22 protein-coding genes are annotated in these 19,248 nt (G+C 58.4%); 17 read left to right on the forward strand and 5 right to left on the reverse strand.

What is annotated here, in order from left to right; all coding sequences use genetic code 11:
* Positions 1-30: 30 nt before the first annotated feature.
* Together HG264_RS17160 and HG264_RS17165 are read left to right on the forward strand one after the other, a co-directional pair.
* Entirely contained in the window at positions 31-2,076 is a 2,046-nt protein-coding gene (locus HG264_RS17160) for a TonB-dependent receptor (protein WP_169408736.1), read from the forward strand.
* A 63-nt stretch (positions 2,077-2,139) separates the two neighbouring features.
* The gene (locus HG264_RS17165; protein WP_169408737.1) at positions 2,140-2,451 is read left to right on the forward strand and encodes a YqfO family protein; all 312 of its coding nucleotides are present in this window, start codon (positions 2,140-2,142) and stop codon (positions 2,449-2,451) included.
* 91 nt (positions 2,452-2,542) lie between these two features.
* On the opposite strand, the gene HG264_RS17170 is transcribed toward HG264_RS17165, so the two are convergent.
* The 3 genes from HG264_RS17170 to HG264_RS17180 form a co-directional block, all read right to left on the reverse strand.
* Complete coding sequence (locus tag HG264_RS17170; RefSeq protein WP_218573073.1) at positions 2,543-3,541, reverse strand: cytochrome-c peroxidase; 999 nt, start codon at positions 3,539-3,541, stop codon at positions 2,543-2,545.
* 134 nt (positions 3,542-3,675) lie between these two features.
* Entirely contained in the window at positions 3,676-4,161 is a 486-nt protein-coding gene (locus HG264_RS17175) for a murein L,D-transpeptidase family protein (protein WP_169408739.1), read from the reverse strand.
* Entirely contained in the window at positions 4,158-4,718 is a 561-nt protein-coding gene (locus HG264_RS17180; protein WP_169408740.1) for an NUDIX hydrolase, read from the reverse strand. The genes HG264_RS17175 and HG264_RS17180 overlap by 4 nt, the downstream gene beginning before the upstream one ends.
* A gap of 308 nt (positions 4,719-5,026) precedes the next feature.
* Between HG264_RS17180 and HG264_RS17185 the strand changes: the two genes are divergently transcribed.
* Genes HG264_RS17185 through purT form a run of 4 tightly spaced genes read left to right on the forward strand, consistent with a single transcriptional unit; the run spans position 5,027 to position 7,555 of the window.
* Positions 5,027-5,635 (forward strand): CoA pyrophosphatase, encoded by a 609-nt coding sequence (locus tag HG264_RS17185; RefSeq protein WP_169408741.1) that lies wholly within the window; start codon positions 5,027-5,029, stop codon positions 5,633-5,635.
* Positions 5,632-6,156 (forward strand): gamma carbonic anhydrase family protein, encoded by a 525-nt coding sequence (locus HG264_RS17190; RefSeq protein ID WP_169408742.1) that lies wholly within the window; start codon positions 5,632-5,634, stop codon positions 6,154-6,156. Before HG264_RS17185 ends, HG264_RS17190 begins: the two co-directional genes overlap by 4 nt.
* 5 nt (positions 6,157-6,161) lie before the next feature.
* Positions 6,162-6,377 carry a DUF1289 domain-containing protein gene (locus tag HG264_RS17195; protein WP_306085222.1) on the forward strand — a complete coding sequence of 72 codons (216 nt, stop codon included), beginning with the start codon at positions 6,162-6,164 and terminating at the stop codon, positions 6,375-6,377.
* Complete coding sequence (gene purT, locus HG264_RS17200; protein WP_169408744.1) at positions 6,374-7,555, forward strand: formate-dependent phosphoribosylglycinamide formyltransferase; 1,182 nt, start codon at positions 6,374-6,376, stop codon at positions 7,553-7,555. Before HG264_RS17195 ends, purT begins: the two co-directional genes overlap by 4 nt.
* Before the next feature lie 26 nt (positions 7,556-7,581).
* Here purT and HG264_RS17205 read toward each other — a convergent pair whose 3' ends face one another.
* Together HG264_RS17205 and HG264_RS17210 are read right to left on the reverse strand one after the other, a co-directional pair.
* The gene (locus tag HG264_RS17205; RefSeq protein WP_169409192.1) at positions 7,582-8,844 is read right to left on the reverse strand and encodes an HlyC/CorC family transporter; all 1,263 of its coding nucleotides are present in this window, start codon (positions 8,842-8,844) and stop codon (positions 7,582-7,584) included.
* 49 nt (positions 8,845-8,893) lie between these two features.
* Positions 8,894-9,694: an inner membrane protein YpjD gene (locus HG264_RS17210; RefSeq protein WP_169408745.1), complete on the reverse strand. Its 801-nt coding sequence runs from the start codon at positions 9,692-9,694 to the stop codon at positions 8,894-8,896.
* Between the two features lie 156 nt (positions 9,695-9,850).
* Between HG264_RS17210 and ffh the strand changes: the two genes are divergently transcribed.
* The 11 genes from ffh to HG264_RS17265 all read left to right on the forward strand — a co-directional run bounded on the left by ffh (position 9,851) and on the right by HG264_RS17265 (position 19,244).
* On the forward strand, positions 9,851-11,251 hold the full coding sequence (gene ffh / locus HG264_RS17215; RefSeq protein WP_169408746.1) for a signal recognition particle protein: 1,401 nt from the start codon (positions 9,851-9,853) through the stop codon (positions 11,249-11,251).
* A 138-nt stretch (positions 11,252-11,389) separates the two neighbouring features.
* Positions 11,390-11,638 carry a 30S ribosomal protein S16 gene (gene rpsP / locus HG264_RS17220; protein ID WP_150301861.1) on the forward strand — a complete coding sequence of 83 codons (249 nt, stop codon included), beginning with the start codon at positions 11,390-11,392 and terminating at the stop codon, positions 11,636-11,638.
* Between the two features lie 2 nt (positions 11,639-11,640).
* On the forward strand, positions 11,641-12,183 hold the full coding sequence (gene rimM / locus HG264_RS17225; protein ID WP_169408747.1) for a ribosome maturation factor RimM: 543 nt from the start codon (positions 11,641-11,643) through the stop codon (positions 12,181-12,183).
* A gap of 3 nt (positions 12,184-12,186) precedes the next feature.
* Complete coding sequence (gene trmD / locus HG264_RS17230) at positions 12,187-12,936, forward strand: tRNA (guanosine(37)-N1)-methyltransferase TrmD (protein ID WP_169408748.1); 750 nt, start codon at positions 12,187-12,189, stop codon at positions 12,934-12,936.
* A 27-nt stretch (positions 12,937-12,963) separates the two neighbouring features.
* Complete coding sequence (gene rplS / locus HG264_RS17235) at positions 12,964-13,314, forward strand: 50S ribosomal protein L19 (RefSeq protein ID WP_169408749.1); 351 nt, start codon at positions 12,964-12,966, stop codon at positions 13,312-13,314.
* A 183-nt stretch (positions 13,315-13,497) separates the two neighbouring features.
* Complete coding sequence (gene xerD / locus HG264_RS17240; RefSeq protein WP_256663869.1) at positions 13,498-14,379, forward strand: site-specific tyrosine recombinase XerD; 882 nt, start codon at positions 13,498-13,500, stop codon at positions 14,377-14,379.
* 48 nt (positions 14,380-14,427) lie between these two features.
* On the forward strand, positions 14,428-15,147 hold the full coding sequence (dsbC, locus tag HG264_RS17245) for a bifunctional protein-disulfide isomerase/oxidoreductase DsbC (RefSeq protein ID WP_169408751.1): 720 nt from the start codon (positions 14,428-14,430) through the stop codon (positions 15,145-15,147).
* Between the two features lie 79 nt (positions 15,148-15,226).
* Positions 15,227-16,531: a homoserine dehydrogenase gene (locus HG264_RS17250; protein ID WP_169408752.1), complete on the forward strand. Its 1,305-nt coding sequence runs from the start codon at positions 15,227-15,229 to the stop codon at positions 16,529-16,531.
* A 93-nt stretch (positions 16,532-16,624) separates the two neighbouring features.
* A complete protein-coding gene (thrC, locus tag HG264_RS17255) occupies positions 16,625-18,034 on the forward strand; it encodes a threonine synthase (protein ID WP_169408753.1) in 1,410 nt (469 codons plus the stop codon).
* Between the two features lie 152 nt (positions 18,035-18,186).
* Complete coding sequence (locus HG264_RS17260) at positions 18,187-18,771, forward strand: exopolysaccharide biosynthesis protein (protein WP_169408754.1); 585 nt, start codon at positions 18,187-18,189, stop codon at positions 18,769-18,771.
* A gap of 38 nt (positions 18,772-18,809) precedes the next feature.
* Positions 18,810-19,244 (forward strand): CopD family protein, encoded by a 435-nt coding sequence (locus HG264_RS17265; RefSeq protein ID WP_169408755.1) that lies wholly within the window; start codon positions 18,810-18,812, stop codon positions 19,242-19,244.
* Positions 19,245-19,248 lie beyond the last annotated feature (4 nt).

Below are 19,248 nucleotides of genomic sequence, written 5' to 3' on the forward strand. Positions count from 1 at the left end.
CCCCATCATCAAACTGAGAGCGAGGAAGCAATGAAATCCCTACCTAAGCCGTTGGCTGTGGCAATTGGCCTTGTCAGCCTTGTTGGGCTGTCTGCTGCGGACGCCGATACTCTGGCGTTGCCCGACACCACCGTTAACGCCTCCTCCCATGGCAGTCGCGCCGAAGCCATGAGCGCATCGGTAGAAGTGTTGCGCGGCGATGAGCTGGTGACGGGACGTGCCGCAACGCTGGGCGATACTCTGGATGGCCTCCCAGGCGTTCATTCCAGCGGGTTCGGCCCCGGAGTGGGGCGCCCGGTTATTCGTGGTCTGGAAGGGGCGCGGGTGCGGGTACTAAGCGATGGCGTCAGCACCTTGGATGCGTCCACCAGCAGCCCCGATCACGCCATAACCAGCGACATGCAGTTACTTGAGCAGGTAGAAGTGCTAAAGGGCCCGGCGACACTGATGTATGGGGGCGGCGCAATCGGAGGTGTGGTCAATCTGATTGATCGCAAGGTACCCACCTACGTGCCCGATGAGGGTGTCGAGGTCGACATGGAGGTCCGCGGTAATTCGGTGGCCGACGAGCGTGCAGGTTCGGTTGGCGTCACGGCAGGCGCAGGTCAGGTCGCCGTTCGGCTGGAGGGAAGCAAACTGACTGCCGATCCTTACAGGGTTCCGGGCAGCCCGTCACGCCAACACGGCGCGTTCAACGAGTCAGATTCGGCGGCGCTAGGCCTAAGCTGGATCGGTGACCGCGGTTACATAGGCCTGGCCTACAGTGTGCAGAATCGGGAATACGGTTTGCTGGGGCACGTTCATGCCGATTGTCATACGCATGGTCCGACATGGCATTGCGGCGGGCATGGTCCCGGGCATGATGAACACGACCATGAGGGGGATCATGATCATCACCACGAACACGACGCGGCATTCATCGACATGCGGCAGAAACGCTGGGATGTGCGTGGGGAATACCGTGACCCCTTTGCGGGATTCGACCGACTTCGCCTGCGCCTGGGGCATACCGATTACACCCATCAAGAGATTGAGGGTGACGAAGTCGGGACCCGCTTCGAGAACAAAGGTAGCGAGGCACGTCTGGAGCTGACGCATAAACCCATTGCAGGCTGGAAGGGCGTGCTGGGTGGCCAGACCTCCCGGCGGGATTTTTCCGCATTGGGTGAAGAGGCCTATGTGCCGGCTACGCAGACCGATAATCATGCCTTATTCCTGATAGAAGCACTGCAGCAGGGCGACTGGCTACATGAAATCGGCCTGCGACATGAATGGCAGGACATTGATGCCAGACGTGCCACGACAGGCGTATCGCACCGAGGCACGTCAATATCAGCCGGCAGCGCCTGGACCTTCTCACCTGGTTACGCGCTGTTCGGCAGCGTCTCTCGCTCGCAGCGCTTACCCACAGCGGAAGAATTGTTTGCATCCGGCCCGCATGCGGCCACCCGTACCGTGGAGCTGGGTAACAGCGAGCTTGAGGAAGAAACCGGCCACAACCTGGAGGTCGGCCTGCGTAAACTCAGCGGCGCGGTTACCTATAGCCTCAGCGCATACCGTAACGAGATTGACGACTTTATTTATGCAGCCGATGCCGGCTACGAGCCAGGTGGCGATTACCGGGTAGTGGAGTACCGTCAGCAGGACGCGGTACTCCACGGGGTCGAGGCGAGTGTCGGCATACAGGCCACCGATAATCTCAAGGTCACATTCTTCGGCGACAGTGTGCGGGGCCGGTTGCGCGATGGCGGTGGCGATCTGCCGCGGATTCCGGCGGATCGTTACGGTTTGCGGCTTGAGCAGCGCCTGTCCAGCCACCTCACCGGTAATCTGGAAAGCTACCGCGTGCGCCGGCAGGATGACGCAGCAGAATATGAAACCGAAACCGGGGGTTACAGCATGCTGGCTGCGGGATTGAGTTATCACGCGCAGAGCGCAGCGGGGTTGGATTACCTGGTGTACGCGCGCGCTGACAACCTGCTCAATGAAGAGGTTCGCCAGCACAGTTCATTCATCAAAGATGAGGTGTTGCTTCCGGGGCGCAATCTGACCGTCGGGCTGCGCCTGAGCTTCTGACCTTTGAGAAAAGCATTCCGGGCTGCAACACTGGTTTGCAGATCAACAACCCGGAGCGCCCGCATGTACAAACTCTGCTTTTACGTCCCTGAATCGCATCTTGAGCCGGTCAAGCAGGCCATATTCGATGTGGGAGGAGGCTGCATTGGTGATTACGAGCAATGCTGCTGGCAGGTGTTGGGTCAGGGGCAGTTTCGTCCACGAGCCGGTGCTCAGCCATTCATCGGCACACAGGGCGAGCTGGAGAAAGTAGCCGAGTACAGAGTTGAGCTGGTCTGTAGTGACGAGCTGATTGCCCGCTCCGTGGCGGCATTGAAGGCGGCGCATCCGTATGAAGAGCCCGCCTATGACGTCTGGCCGCTAGCGGCGTTTTGATTTGCGCAAAGGAGTTGTGAGCACAGGATGCGAGCACCGGTGACGGCGCTCGCATCCTGTTTTGCTGAATCAGACCAGCCAGTCGCGGTGCTTACTCGCTTTTCTCTTCCTCGGCCGCTTCTACATGGCTCTCGAACGGAACCGGACGAGGTGTATCGTTGGTGGATGGCGGCAGGTGTGGCAGCTGGAAGTTCGGCTGATCACCGGTCAGGGTCTTGAGGAAGGCGACGATGTTATCGATTTCGCCTTCTTTCAACTGACGTCCCAGCTGCAGACGGCCCATGACATCCACGGCCTCTTCCAGCTCCCAGTAGGCGCCGTCGTGGAAATAGGGATACGTCAGCTCCACGTTCCGCAGGGTCGGCACTTTGAAGTTGAAGCGGTCACTGTCCTTGCCGGTGACCGCTACGCGCCCCTCGGCCGGGTTGGTTGTCTGATAGGGTTCGACGATGCCCATGCGTTGGAAGGACGTTCCGCCAGCGGCCGGGCCGTTATGGCAGGCGACACAGCCGATATCCTTGAATGTCTGATAGCCGCTCAGTTCTTCTTCGCTCAACGCCTTGTCGTCGCCCTTCAGCCACTGGTCGAAGCGGGAATTGGGTGTCACCAGCGTTTCCTCAAACACGGCGATGGCGTCGGTGACGTTATCGATGGTGATTTCCTTGGTGCCGTAGATCTCCTCGAACTCCTGCAGGTACTGCGGTATTGAATTGATGACGTCCAGCGCCAGTACGTGAGTGGAAGCCATTTCCATCGGGTTGGAGATCGGGCCGCCAGCCTGTTCCTGAAGGTTTGCTGCCCGGCCATCCCAGAACTGCGCAACGTTCAGGCTGGAGTTCAGCACCGTCGGCGAGTTGATCGGCCCTTCCTGCCAGTTATGCCCGATAGAAGTAGGCAGGTTATCGCTGCCACCGGTGCTCAGGTTGTGGCAGGAGTTGCAGGAGATGAAGCCGGAGCGGGACAGGCGTGGATCGAACCACAATTTTTTACCCAGCTCGACCTTGGCCGGCTCAGTTACCTTGGCCTCCTGGATGGGTTGGATAGGCTCGCTGGTGGCGCGATCGGCCATGGCCGTCGGGCTCAGGCCCATGCTTGCGGCAATGGCCAGATACAGCAATTTGATCTTCATCGGAATCTCCTCACGTGACTACAACAGGCTAACCGTCCGCCATGTCCTCTATGAGAGAGTCTCCCTTAATGGGCAGCCCTGGGTGTTGACCTGGGTCAAGGTCTGATTTCGACAATAGTTTGATCTGGCACCAAGTCCCATAGTTCCTGCATGCTCTGGTTATCCAGCGCAATGCAGCCGTTGGTCCAGTCGAGGCCCTTGTAGAACCACTCGGGGTAGTTTTCGTCCACCGGGGTGCCATGGATCATGATCATGCTGCCGGGGTCCAGGCCGCGCTCATAGGCAGCCGCACGATCCTTGAGGTTCGGATAATCGAGATGCAGGCTCAGATTGTAATTGGGGCTCTTGTGGCGCCAATCGATGCTGTAGATGCCTTCGGGAGTGCGCTGGTCTCCCCGCTGGCGTTTATGCCCTACAGGTTGCTTGCCAAGCGCAACGCGGTATTCACGGATCACAGCTCCATCGCTGATTACTTGCAGCTTGCGTTCCTGTTTGTGGACCAGCAGTTTGTCGATGGAGGGGGAGGCCCAGCTGACGGGCGAGAACAACACAACCAGCAGCGTGAGCAGCAGGCGAGTCATGCGATGGGGCCGGTGCGGCGGATGGCCGGCCAGGTGATGTCCAGCATGCGTACCGGGAAGTCGCGGTTACGCAGGTCGGCGTAATACTGGCGCAGCGTCTTGCTGATGGTGGGAAAGGCGAGATGGTCCCAGGGAATATCCGATTCGCTGAACAGCCCAACCTCCAGGCTTTCTTCTCCTGCGGCAAATTCCATGTCGGCTAATTGTCCGCGGAAGAACATGTAAACCTGATTGATGTGCGGCAGGTTGAACAGCATATACAACTGTTGCGCTTCAACCCGCGCCCGGGCTTCTTCCCAGGTCTCTCGCAGGGCGGCCTGCTCGGTGGTCTCGCCGTTTTCCATGAAGCCCGCCGGTAAGGTCCAGAAGCCGTGGCGTGGCTCAATTGCCCGTCGGCACAGCAACACCTGGTGCTCGTGGGTTACCAGGCAACCGGCGACGATCCGCGGGTTCTGGTAATGAATCGTCTCGCAATAAGCGCAGACGAAACGCACACGATTATCGCCGGCTGGAATGCGTTCGGAGACGGCTTCCCCGCATTGGCTGCAAAATTTCATCTGTAACGGCTTCGCTTCGTGAAAGATTCATACTGAGGCATATCTTGCGGTTCATCCGTTCATGCAGCAACCCCTGCTGCGCCGCAGCCGCTACGCCCGCTTCTATAAGCGGCTATTCAGCCCGAGGAGGGTTCTGGTCCTGGTCAGGTGATCATGACATCATACGGGTCTGTCGATATCCCGCAGCGTTTGACCGGTTCGGTAAAAATTATCCTAACGGTCGCGCGGGCGAGCGGAATGCCTGATCAGTTGAGCCTCCACGGCATCCTCGATATCCACAGACTCAAGGCAAACAGCGAGGTATGTGCATGCTGGACAAGCTGCGCATGCGGGTAATGGATCACAAGCCGCGTGTCATCGAAGCGGCGGGCCTGCCGGAGGCTGCCGTGCTGATCCCGATTACCTGTGTGCACAATGAACCCGAGATCATTCTGACGCTGCGCTCGAAGCGATTATCGACGCATTCGGGAGAAGTCGCCTTCCCGGGTGGGCGACGGGACCCGGGCGATGTCGACCTGCAATTCACTGCACTGCGGGAAACCCATGAAGAGATAGGCCTGAGCCCGGAGCTGATCGATGTCGTTGGCCCGATGGACAGTCTGGTGTCGCGGTTTGGCATCAAGGTTACCCCGTACGTAGGTATTCTCCCGGACGTATTCGAACTGACGCCGAACGCGGACGAGATTGAAGAGATCTTTCGCGTGCCGGTGAGCTACCTGCTCGAAGATCCCCGCGAAATGACCCACCGTATCGATTACGAAGGCCGTAGCTGGTATGTGCCCAGTTACCGTTATGAGGGCTTCAAGATCTGGGGGCTGACCGCTCTGATGCTGACTGAGCTGATGAACGTCGCCTTCGATGCCAATATTCCGCTGAGCATCCCCTATGACTCGGACCAGGAGAAGAAATCACGATGAAATACAGTCTCGGAGATAGCCGCGTAGAAATGGCTGACGATGCATGGATTGCGGAAAGCGCCGTGGTCGTCGGCAAGGTGCGCTTGGAAGCGGGTGCCAGCGTCTGGTTCGGCGCGGTACTGCGCGGAGACAATGAGCTGATCCTGCTGGGCGAGCATAGCAACGTCCAGGACGGCGCGGTAATGCATACCGATCCCGGTTCCCCGCTCACCCTGGGCAAGGGTGTAACAGTTGGCCACAACGCCATGCTGCACGGTTGTACTGTAGATGACTACAGCCTGATCGGGATTAATGCCGTGGTGCTCAACGGTGCGAAAATTGGCAAGCATTGCATTATCGGCGCCAATGCCCTGATACCCGAGGGCAAGGAAATTCCCGATGGATCACTGGTTATGGGGTCCCCCGGCAAGGTGGTCAAACAGCTGAGCGAAGCCCAGAAAAAGATGATCGAAGCAGGTGCCGCGCACTATGTGCATAACGCTCAGCGCTACCGTCGCGATCTCAAACCGCAGCTCGACTGATGGTCATGCATACAACCGTACGTTCGCCCTGCGTCAGCATTTGCGTGCTGGATGACCAGGATATCTGCACCGGCTGTCAGCGCACCGGCCAGGAAATCACTCGCTGGGGCCGGATCAGCGATGCCGAGAAGCGGGAAATTCTCAAGCTGTGCGAGCAACGCGCTCGCGATCAGGGTTTATGGATCAGTGCCTCAACGAATCCTCAAGGGAACCAGCTATGACCTGCATCGGAACGCCTAACGCCGCAAATGCCACGCGGGTGATGTTGCTCGGTTCGGGGGAGCTGGGAAAGGAGCTGATCATCGAGCTTCAGCGGCTGGGCTGCGAGACGATCGCTGTCGACCGCTACGATAACGCGCCTGCGATGCAGGTGGCGCATCGTCGCCATGTACTCAACATGCTCGATGGTCGATTGTTGCGGGAAGTCATCGAAGCTGAGCAGCCTGATTATATCGTCCCGGAGATTGAGGCGATCGCCACCGCCATGCTGGTCGAGCTTGAGCAGGAAGGCTATCACGTGATTCCCACGGCCCAGGCTGCCTGGTTGACGATGAATCGCGAGGGTATCCGGAGACTGGCCGCCGAAGAGCTCGGTTTGCCGGTTTCGGCCTATCAGTTCGCCAACACCCATGACGAATATCTTGCGGCGGTAGACGCGGTGGGTTTGCCCTGCGTGGTCAAGCCGGTGATGAGCTCCTCCGGCAAGGGCCAGAGTCTGGTGCGTAATCAGTCAGATGTCGCTCCCGCCTGGGATTACGCACAGGCGGGAGGCCGTGCTGGTCAGGGCAAGGTGATTGTTGAAGGCTTTGTGGATTTCGATTATGAGATCACGCTGCTGACCGTACGGCACATTGGCGGTACTACCTTCTGCGCACCGATCGGGCACCGTCAGGAAGCTGGGGATTATCACGAGTCGTGGCAACCGCAGGCAATGACCGAAGCAGCGCTGGCTGAATCTCAGCGGATTGCGTTGGCAGTGACGGACGCCTTGGGCGGGCGTGGTGTGTTTGGCGTGGAACTCTTCGTCAAGGGTGATCAGGTCTGGTTCAGCGAAGTGTCGCCGCGCCCGCACGACACCGGTATGGTCACCATGATCTCCCAGGATCTGTCCGAATTTGCCCTGCATGCGCGCGCCATACTCGGCTTGCCGATTCCGTTGATCCGCCAGCTGGGACCGTCCGCCTCGGCAGTGCTGCTGGTCAATGGCACCTCGGACAATGTCTGTTTCGATAACCTGCACCAGGCGCTTGCCGAACCCGATACCCAGCTGCGTCTCTTTGGCAAGCCTGAGGTGGACGGTCAGCGACGTATGGGCGTTGCGTTGGCGCGTGGCGCAACAGTTGAAGAGGCGCGCGACAAAGCGTCGTGCGCGGCAGGGGCAGTCGACGTCAGGTTGTAAAACGAGAGCTGTGGCGCCGCAAGGCGCTACAGCGGTTTTGCGGCCATGATCTGATCCAGCGCCCGGTTCCATACGCGGGCGCTTTTGACCATGTTGTCCTTGGTCTGCAGTATCTCGATCCGATACGGACCAATCGCCAGGCAGACACTGGTTTCCGGAATGCTTTCCAGTTGCTCGGTAATCAATCCGTTCAGCGTCTTGGGGCCGTCGGCCGGCAGCTTCCATTGGAGTTGGCGGTTGACATCACGAATGGCTGCACTGCCGTCGATCACGAAGGTGCCGTCATCCTGCGGATGCACATCCTGACTCGGCATTAGATCAGTGGTGAACTCGCCCACGATCTCCTCGAGAATATCCTCCAGCGTCACCAGTCCGATCACATCCCCGTATTCGTCCACTACAAATGCGATGCGGCGCTTGTTCTTCTGAAAGTTAAACAGCTGCGTATGCAACGGCGTGCTTTCAGGGATGAAATAAGGTTCCTTGCACGCTGAAATCAGCGATTCCTTGGTCAGGGTGCCGCGACTAAGCAAGCGTGCGATGGAGCGCATATGCACGATGCCGGTAATGTTGTTGATGTCGCCCTGATAGACCGGCAGGCGTGTGTGGTGGCAGGTGCGCAGCTGACTGAGGATGGTAGGCAGCGGGTCGTCGAGATCAATGCCCATCGCTTCATTACGCGGGACCATGATGTCATTGACGGTCATTTTTTCCAGATCGAGAATGCCCAGCAGCATGTTCTGCCGACTACGGGTGATCCCCAGGCCGGCTTCGCGGACAACGGTGCGCAATTCCTCGGTGGAGAGCTGGCCTTCGTCGGCATCAGCCGGATTCACCCCGATCAGCTTGAGCAGACCATTACTCAGTGCATTGCAGACCCAGACGATGGGATAGAACAGTCGCTGCAGCAATTCCAGAATGATGCCGACGCGGAAGGCGATCATTTCCGGGCGCAGCGCGGCCAGCGTTTTTGGCGTGATTTCCCCGAATATCAGAATGACGACCGTCAGTCCGATGGTCGCGATTGCAATGCCGGCATCGCCCCATATCCGCACGGCGACAATCGTAGCGATCGAGGCAGCAAGGATATTGACGATATTGTTGCCGACCAGGATGGTACCCAACAGCCGGTCCGGGCGTTCAAGCAGGCGGGTAGCACGTTTGGCGGATTTGTTTCCCTCCTTGCTCAGGTGCTTCAACCGGTAACGGTTGAGGCTCATCATGCCGGTTTCGGAGCTGGAGAAAAATGCGGAAAGAAGGATCAGCACTGCCAGACTGAGCATCAGCATGCCGATGGGGGCTTCGTTCAAGGGAATGCCTCGGAACTGTAGAAGATGATCACAGTGGGAGTATGAATTCGCGCACCAGTTTGCTACCAAAATACGCGAGCATCAACACCAGGAAACCTGCGAGGGTCCAGCGGATTGCGTTGCTGCCGCGCCAGCCGCGGACGTGCCGGCCCCATAACAGGATGCCGAACAAGACCCATGCCAGACACGATAGTAGGGTTTTATGCGCGACATCCTGGGCGAACATGTTTTCCAGAAATACGAAGCCTGAAATGAGCGCCAGGGTAAGCAGGACCTCGCCGCACATCAGAAACTGGAACAGCAAACGCTCCATAGTCTGAAGCGGCGGAAAGGTGCGAATGAAGCGGGTAGGGCGCTTGTGTTTGAGTTGATATTCCTGAACCGCCAGCATCACAGCCTGGAAGGCGGCAATGGACAATATGCCGTAGGCGAGAATCGACAATAGTATGTGTACGATCAGACCGTGTCGGTCGGCGACAAAAATAGTGCCGTGGTCTGGCAATAACGCCGCCAGCAGAACAGTCACCAGCGCCAGCGGATACAGGCTCAGCAGCAAAGTCGTGACCGGGGCGCGGAAGCTGGACACAAGCGTGAGACTGACTACCAGCCAGGCGATCAATGATGCTGCATTGAAAAAGCCGAGTGACAATCCCTGATCGGAGAATAGCTGCAGAAAAAGGCTGGCCGCATGTACCAGAAGCGCAACGAACCCGACCATACGCAGGATATGGGTATTCGCTGTCAGGCGCTTGCTGAGGCACTGAAATTGATAAAGCGTGCCGCCCAGGTAAAGCCCGGCAGCCAGCATGCTGGGGATCAGAGCAGTCATACGTCCTTGAGAGTGGTTACCAACAATAAGGGAGTGTGGCATAAGCCGCGGTGCTGATAAAGCGCTTCCCTGTAATCTGCGCATAGGCAAAGGTATACTTGCCGGCTAACAGGCTTCTCTCCCGTGGCGGGCGTGTGAAGCAAAGGAGAACCATCGATGTTTGAAAATCTTACCGAACGCCTTTCCCATAGCCTGCGCGGTGTCACCGGCCGGGCCAAGCTGACCGAAGAGAATATCAAGGACACGCTGCGCGAAGTGCGCATGGCATTGCTTGAAGCCGACGTGGCGCTGCCTGTCGTGAAGAGCTTTGTCGACCAGGTGCGGGAGCGTGCGGTTGGGCAGGAGGTGTCGCGCAGCCTGTCGCCCGGTCAGGTGTTCGTCAAGATCATCAAGGCCGAGCTGGAAGCGGTGATGGGTGGGTCCGAAGGGCTCAATCTCAGCGTAGCGCCCCCGGCGATCATTCTTATGGCGGGCTTGCAGGGCGCGGGTAAGACCACTTCGGTTGCCAAGCTGGGTAAAACCCTGCGCGAGCGCCAGAAGAAAAAGGTGATGGTCGTCAGTGCCGACGTCTATCGCCCTGCGGCCATCAAACAGCTGGAGACGCTGGCGGCGGAAGTCGGTATCAATTTCTTCCCGTCGGATATCAGCCAGCGTCCGGTGGATATCGTCGATGCGGCCATACGTGAAGCGCGTAATCGCTTCATGGATGTACTGATTATCGATACTGCCGGTCGTCTGGCAATCGACGCCGACATGATGAACGAGATCCGAGAAGTGCACGCGGCGGCCAAGCCGGCAGAGACCCTGTTTGTTGTGGATGCCATGACCGGCCAGGACGCAGCGGCCACCGCACAGGCGTTCAACGAGGCGTTGCCGCTGACCGGTGTGATCCTTACCAAGGTCGACGGCGACGCCCGTGGCGGTGCAGCGCTGTCGGTGCGTCATATCACCGGCAAGCCGATCAAGTTTCTGGGTGTAGGGGAAAAGACCGACGCGCTCGAAGTATTCCATCCGGATCGTATTGCCTCGCGCATTCTTGGCATGGGCGATGTGCTCAGTCTGATCGAACAGGCCGAGAGCAAGCTGGATAAAGACAAGGCCGAGAAGCTCGCCAAGAAGCTCAAGAAGGGGAAGGGCTTTGATCTGGAAGATTTCCGTGACCAGTTGCAGCAGATGCGCGGCATGGGCGGACTGGGGTCGTTGATGGACAAGCTGCCCATGATGGGCAAGATCAATCCGTCCCAGATGGAAACCGCACAGACCCAGGCTGAAAAACAGTTCAAGCAGATGGAGGCCATCATAAATTCGATGACCCCCGCTGAACGACGTAATCCTGATATCATCAGCGGCTCGCGCAAGCGCCGCATTGCTGCCGGATCTGGTTCGCAGATTCAGGATATTGGCCGCGTCATCAAACAGCACAAGCAGATGCAGAAGATGATGAAGAAAGTCAGCGGCAAGGGTGGTATGGCCAAGCTGATGCGCGGCATGGGCGGGATGGGCGGCGCAGGGGGCGGCGGTATGTTGCCCCCCGGTGGCGGTATGCCCAAGTTCTGACCGGACCTGTCGCCGAATCGGCGACGGGACAAATAACTGTTTTCAATGGCCGCGTTATTCCGTAGAATACGCGACCTTTCGGGCTATAGGCTCGTTGAAATATTGTAGCGTTACTCAAATACAGGAAACGATGTCCACATGGTAACCATTCGTCTAGCTCGTGGTGGCTCCAAGAAGCGCCCCTTCTATCATCTGACCGTCGCTAACAGCCGCAACGCCCGTGATGGCCGTTTCGTAGAGCGTGTAGGTTTCTTCAACCCGGTTGCTGCCGGTGCTGAAACCCGCCTGTCGGTCAACCAGGAGCGCGTAGCTTACTGGCTGAGCCAGGGTGCACAGCCGTCTGAGCGTGTTGCATCACTGCTGAAGGAAAATCAGGCTTCTGCCTGAATATGACCAGCGTGCCTGAGTCCGCTGAATCACCTCTGGTGGTTCTCGGCAAGATTGTCGGGGCTCATGGAATTCGCGGGGCGGTCAAGGTGTATTCGCATACCGACCCGCTGGATAACATTCTGGACTATCCGCAGTGGACGCTCCGCAAGGGCGCCGAAACGCGGACAGTAACCTTCACCGATGCCCGAATTCAGGGCCGGGTGCTGGTGGTGCAGCTCAAAGGGCTGAACGACCGCAACCAGGCGCTTGATCTGACGGACTTCGAGATATGTGTAGTGCAAGACGCGCTCCCTGGTCTCGATGAAGGTGAGTTTTACTGGCACCAGTTGGAAGGTTTGCAGGTAGTGACCCTCGAAGGTCAGTTGCTTGGTCGCATAGACCATCTATTGGAAACCGGTTCCAACGACGTGTTTGTGGTCAAGCCCTGCGAAGGCAGTCTGGATCAGCGTGAACGGCTATTGCCGTATCTGCCGGACCAGTACGTGAAAGATATCAATCTGAGCACAGGTATTGTGCAGGTTGACTGGGATCCGGAGTTCTGACCGGTGTGGGCCGGTGTAGTTACCCTGTTTCCCGAGATGTTTACGGCACTTACCGATTACGGCGTAACCGGTCGTGCGGTAAAGCGTGGCCAGCTGAGCGTTGCGTTCAGTAATCCCCGTGATCACGCCCATGATCGTCATCGAACTGTCGATGATCGGCCATTTGGTGGTGGACCGGGAATGCTGATGAAGGTGGAACCCCTGCTCGAAGCCATCGAGGCTATCCGGCAGCAGGCCCCAACGCCTCCACGGGTGATCTACCTTTCACCCCAGGGTCAGCCGCTCAGCCAGAAACGGGCCGCGGAGCTGGCGCAGCTGGAAAGCGTCGTGCTGCTGTGCGGACGCTACGAAGGCATTGACGAGCGTATTATTGAGCGCTGTGTCGATGAAGAAGTGTCCATCGGCGATTACGTGCTCTCCGGTGGTGAGCTGGGGGCCATGGTGCTCCTGGATGCAATGACCCGTCTGATTCCCGGCGTGCTCGGGCATGCGGATTCTGCGGTAGAAGATTCGTTCTCGGAAGGGTGGCTGGATTGTCCACACTACACCCGGCCGGAAGAGTTTGCAGGGCAGCGCGTACCGGAGGTGCTGCTCAGTGGTAATCACGCGTTAATCCGGCGCTGGCGACTCAAGCAGTCCCTGGGCAGAACCTGGCAACGCCGGCCAGAGTTGCTCGAGGATCTTATGCTGAGCAAAGAACAGCAACAGCTGCTGGCGGAATTCATCCGCGAGCAGGAAACCGATAACCATTAGCAAGTCCGGCGGCTTGTGCAGGAGTTTATGATGTCCAATATTATTGCCCAGATCGAAGCTGAACAGATGACCAAAGAGATCCCCGCGTTCGCGCCGGGCGATACTGTTATTGTTCAGGTAAAAGTAAAGGAAGGTGATCGTCAGCGTCTGCAGGCCTTCGAAGGCGTGGTTATCGGTAAGCGTAGCCGTGGGCTGAACTCTGCCTTCACAGTGCGCAAGATCTCCAACGGCTTCGGCGTAGAGCGTACTTTCCAGACCTACTCGCCGCTGATCGATAGCATCAACGTCAAGCGTCGCGGTGATGTTCGCAAAGCCAAGCTGTACTACCTGCGTGAACTGTCCGGCAAGGCCGCACGTATCAAGGAAAAGCTGGGCTGATTTCAGTCCTGCAGCACAAAAAGCAGCCTTCGGGCTGCTTTTTTGTTGCCTGATGGTTTTATGATGAGCAGCCAGCAAAATGAGGTAAGCATGTCCGCCAGCATCAATCAGGCTAGCTCGCAGCAACATGGGGCAGGGAATGGCGAGTCAGCCCCGCCTGAATCGGTTCTGCCCGCAGCTGATATGCGTGCCATCGAGCGCTATCTCGAAAGCTTGTGGCTGGAACGCGGACTGTCGCGCCAGACCCTGACCGCCTATCGCACCGATCTTGAGTTATTGAGTGGTTGGTTGACTCAGCGCCGCTCGGGCCTGCTGGCAGCCACACGAACAATGCTGATGGAGCATTTGGCCTGGCGTATCGGCAAGGGTTATCACGCCCGCTCAACAGCACGGCATTTGTCCTGCCTCCGCGGCTTTTATCGACACGCGCTGCGTCAGAGTTTGATTGCTGAAGATCCCACGCTGGACATCGCATTGCCCAAGCTGGGACGTTCGCTACCCAAGTCCCTCAGCGAGGCGGATGTCGAGGCGCTACTGGATGCGCCAGACGTCGATGACTCCCTGGGACTACGTGATCGTTGCATGCTCGAAGTGCTTTATGCGTGCGGTCTACGGGTTACCGAGCTGGTTGAGCTGCGGCTGGATCAGGTTAATATTCGGCAGGGTGTCGTGCGGGTAACCGGCAAGGGTAACAAGGAGCGGCTGGTGCCGCTCGGTGAGGAGGCGTTGAGCTGGCTCGATAGGTACATGCGCGAGTCCCGCCCGGCTTTGCTCAACGGTCAGCCCAGTGATGTGCTGTTTCCCAGCAAGCGGGCGCGGCAGATGACCCGGCAAACGTTCTGGCACCGGATCAAGCTTCACGCCGCACAGGCGAACATTCGCAGTGCGTTGTCACCGCATACCCTGAGGCATGCGTTTGCCACCCATTTGCTCAACCATGGCGCGGACCTGCGTGTGGTACAAATGCTTCTTGGTCACACCGATCTGTCTACTACGCAGATCTACACTCACGTCGCACGCCATCGCCTGAAGGATCTGCACGCCAGCCATCATCCACGTGGGTGATGGGGCGGTTTCATGCTAAGCTTGCGCGTCTTCCGGAGGATCGAATCAATGCGTTTCAGATATGTTGCCGGCTGTCTGCTGGCCCTGTGCGCTGCGCAGGTCTCGGCTGATGCCGAAAAAGCCATCCGCGCCAGTCTCGACAAACTCAACCTGAGCGGCGACATCAAGGCGGTAAGTCCCGCGCCTGTTGGCGGCCTGTATCAGGTGCAGCTTGCAAGTGGTCGCCTGTTGTATGTCAGCGAAGATGGAAGCTACATCATCCAGGGCGCGATATTTGATGTCAGCGGAGCGCAGCCGCGCAATCTGACTGCCGAGGCTGAAGCCAGAGGCATCGGTGAAGCGATTGATGCGATCCCGGAAAACGAACTCGTGGTCTTTCCTGCCAAAGAACGGAAGGCTCATATCACCGTGTTCACTGACACGGATTGCGGTTATTGCCGCAAGTTGCACACCGAAGTAGACGAGTTGAACAAGCTGGGGATCGAAGTTCGCTACGCGGCCTTTCCGCGTGGCGGCATGTCGACCGAGACAGCACGCACCATGCAGTCGATCTGGTGCGCCGAGGATCAGCAAGCAGCCATGACCCGCGCCAAGCAGGGTGACAGCGTGAAAGAAGCGACCTGCGATAATCCGGTCGCCAAGCATTTTGAGCTCGGTCGTCAGGTTGGGGTACAGGGTACTCCTGCGATTTTCCTGGGTAATGGCGTGCTGATTCCTGGCTACAAGCCAGCTGCAGCATTGGCCAAGGAAGCCCTCGCTAACCAGTAGCGTTGGCTGTTCGATCCGGACGTACCTGGATGGTTCTCAATTCAGACAAACAACACAGCGGATAAGTAGGGGCCTTAGTTTGAAACCGGTCAAAGTTGGAATATGTGGTCTGGGCACCGTTGGCGGTGGCACCTTTAACGTCCTGCAACGCAACGCAGCGGAAATCGTGCGGCGCGCCGGGCGTGATATTGAGGTGGCACAGATTGCCACGCGGCGGCTCAACCCGGCGTGCAGCCTCGGCGACACCGAGGTGGTCGACGATGTGTTTGTGCTGGTCAACAATCCTGAAATCGACATTATCGTCGAGCTGATCGGTGGCAGTGACGTCGCCAGAGAAGTGGTGCTGCAGGCGATCGCCAATGGCAAGCACGTCGTCACCGCCAACAAGGCCCTGATTGCCGTGCACGGCAACGAAATCTTTGAGGCTGCGCGTGAAAAGGGGGTTATGGTTGCCTTTGAGGCGTCCGTGGCCGGCGGTATCCCGATCATCAAGGCGCTGCGTGAAGGCCTGGCGGCTAACCGGATTGACTGGGTTGCTGGCATCATCAACGGTACCGGCAACTTCATTCTCACCGAGATGCGCGACAAGGGCCGGACCTTCGCCGATGTACTGGCTGAAGCGCAGGCACTTGGGTACGCAGAAGCTGATCCGACCTTCGATGTGGAAGGGATCGACGCGGCACACAAGCTGACTATCATTGCCTCCATTGCATTCGGCATTCCGCTGCAGTTCGACAAGGCCTACACCGAAGGCATCACTCAGCTGACCACGGCCGACGTGAATTATGCCGAGGAATTTGGCTATCGCATCAAGCATCTGGGTATTGCACGGCGCACCGAGTCCGGTGTTGAGTTGCGGGTACATCCGACATTGATCCCGGCCGACAGGTTGCTGGCCAATGTCAAAGGCGTGATGAACGCAGTCATGGTCAACGGTGACGCGGTCGGCTCCACGCTGTATTACGGTGCCGGGGCAGGTGCGGAACCTACCGCCTCTGCAGTCGTGGCGGACATCATTGATGTGGTGCGCACGCTTACGACCGATCCGAACAATCGGGTTCCGCATCTGGCGTTCCAGGCCGACTCGCTGTCCGATTTCCCGGTATTGCCGGTAGGGGATGTGAACACAGCTTACTATCTGCGCCTGCATGCCAAGGACCGTCCCGGTGTGCTGGCCAAAGTCGCTTCGATCCTCTCCGAGCGCGGCATTAATATCGAATCGATTATCCAGAAGGAAGCCGAGGAGCAGGATGGCTTGGTGCCGATCATTCTGATGACGCACCGCGTGCGTGAACAGAGCATGAACGAAGCCATCGCGGCTCTGGAAGCACTGGATGATATCGCTGCGCCGCTGATGCGGATCCGGGTAGAACAACTTAACTAATTAGCAGCTAGCGACAAGCGACAAGCAGGTCCGCTTCGGACAGCTTGGGGCTTACAGCTTGCCGCTTGCAGCGCGAACCGAAGGTGTGACGATATGCGCTATATAAGCACCCGTGGCCAGTCACCGGCCCTGAACTTTGAAGATGTACTCCTCGCAGGGCTGGCTACCGACGGTGGCCTGTATGTGCCCGAGAATTTACCGCGCTTCACCCAAGAGGAGATTGCCTCCTGGGCTGGATTGCCTTATCACGAACTGGCGTTCAATGTGATGCGGCCCTTCGTTGCCGGTAGCATTCCCGACGCCGACTTCCGGGAAATCCTGCGCGAAACCTATGTTGTATTCGAGCACCAGGCAGTCGCACCCTTGCGTCAGCTGGCGGCTAACGAATGGGTCATGGAGCTGTTTCACGGTCCGACGCTGGCGTTCAAGGATTTCGCCCTGCAGTTGCTTGGTCGTTTGCTGGACTACTTTCTGGCCAAGCGCGGCGAACGCGTGGTGATCATGGGAGCGACCTCGGGGGATACAGGCTCTGCGGCAATCGAGGGCTGTCGCCGTTGCGAGAACGTCGATATTTTCATCCTGCATCCGCATAACCGGGTGTCGGAAGTGCAGCGCCGGCAAATGACCACCATTGCTGGTGACAATATTCACAATATCGCCATCGAAGGCAACTTTGACGACTGCCAGGAGATGGTCAAGGCCAGTTTTGCCGATCAGGCATTTCTCAAGGGCACCCGTCTGGTAGCGGTCAACTCGATCAACTGGGCGCGCATCATGGCGCAGATCGTCTATTACTTCCACGCTGCGCTGCAGCTCGGTGGACCAGCGCGTTCGATGGCCTTCTCTGTGCCCACCGGCAACTTCGGTGATATTTTCGCCGGTTACCTGGCGCGCAACATGGGGCTGCCGATCAGTCAGCTGATCGTGGCGACCAACCGTAACGACATCCTGCACCGCTTCATGAGCGGCAACCAGTACGACAAGGACGCGCTGCATCCGTCGCTGTCGCCGTCGATGGACATCATGGTCTCGTCCAACTTCGAGCGCTTGCTGTTTGACATGCACGGACGTAACGGCCTGCAGGTGGCCCAGCTGATGGATCAGTTCCGTCAGACTGGCAAATTGTCGGTGGACGAAGAGCGCTGGACTGAAACCCGCCGCCTGTTCGATTCGTTAGCCGTTGACGATGAGCAGACCTGCGCCACCATTACTGAAGTCTTCAAGGAATGTGGCGAGCTGCTGGACCCGCATACCGCGATCGGAGTTCGCGCAGCTCGCGAGTGTCGCCGCTCCATGAGTTTGCCGATGATCACGCTGGGTACGGCCCATCCGGTCAAGTTTCCTGATGCGGTGCGCCAATCTTCGATCGCTGAGGAGCCGGCGTTGCCAGCGCATCTGGCTGATCTGTTCGAGCGCGAGGAACGCTGCAGCGTACTGCCGAACCATCTGGTTGATGTTCAGCAATTCGTTGCTGCCCATGGCAATCGCGGCAAACCGCTCTAGGTAAAGCGCTGGGAGGCCGTGCCGAAACGGCCTGTTGTACAGCTGGAATGCCCTGCGGCCCGGAGCGATCCGGGCCGCAGTCGTTTCTGACCGAACTAACGCAGCCGAATCTTCCTCCAAGCTTTGAGCTTTAGCGAGGACGATCTCACGCCATGCGTCGACCCCTGCGAAACCTTCAACAGTTACTGGATCATCTCGCCAGGCTTAACCGGGGCCGGGATGAAGTCTCCCTGCGGCTGGTGGTTGAGTCCATCGGTACGCGTTCCTTCGGGCCCCTGTTGATGTTGGTCGGCATCATTCTCGCGTCTCCGCTCAGCGGGATACCCGGCATGGCCACGACCATGGCGGTATTCGTCCTTCTCATCGCGGTGCAGATGCTATTCGGGCGCAAGCAGTTCTGGTTGCCAGCCTGGCTTCTCGATCGCTCGGTCAAACATGACCACCTGATCAAGGCGATATCCTGGGTGCGCCCGGTGGCGCGGCGCGTTGATTCCGTCCTGCGCCCCCGGCTCACGGTGTTGGTGACCAACGGCGCGGCCTACGCGATTGCCTTGATCTGTGTAGTGATCAGCGTCGGCCTGCCAATGATGGAAATTGTGCCGTTTTCCGCCTCCGTGGTGGGGCTGGCTTTGGCCGCCTTCGGATTGTCGCTGGTGGTCAACGACGGGCTGCTGGTGATTCTGGCTGTGGCATTGGTATGCGCAACTTTCAGTGTCGCTGTTGTCAACATACTGTGAACTGACCCGGCAAAAAACAAAAGGAGACGGCCCAGCGCATGCTCTGGTTCCTCGTGCCACATCTGATTGGTTTGTTGTTCTGGGCTGCCTCGCTGCTGTATCTCCCCGCTCTGATTGCCGGCAGCCTGGCCCGAGAAAACGCGTTTCGTGAGCCCTCCGACCCCTTCGATTCAGTCGCGCGCATGGCCTTCACGCGCATCGCTACCCCTGCCGCACTGGTCGCCATTATTGCCGGAACCCTGGTTTTTCTGATTGATCACACGGTTGACGTCTGGCTCATCGCCAAACTGACCCTGGTGGCAGGGCTGGTGCTTTCCCACGCGGCGACGGGGTTGCTGATCCTGCGTGCCGAGTCCGGGAACGGCAAGCCGATCCTTGGCTGGTGCTGGGTCCTGGGTCTGGTGCAGTGCGTACTGATTGTTGGAATCGTTTGGCTGGTGCTCGCCAAACCGACGTTGCAGGTCCTGCCATGAGCCG

It is taken from the genome of Pseudomonas sp. gcc21, assembly GCF_012844345.1.
In the GTDB taxonomy this organism is placed as follows: domain Bacteria; phylum Pseudomonadota; class Gammaproteobacteria; order Pseudomonadales; family Pseudomonadaceae; genus Halopseudomonas.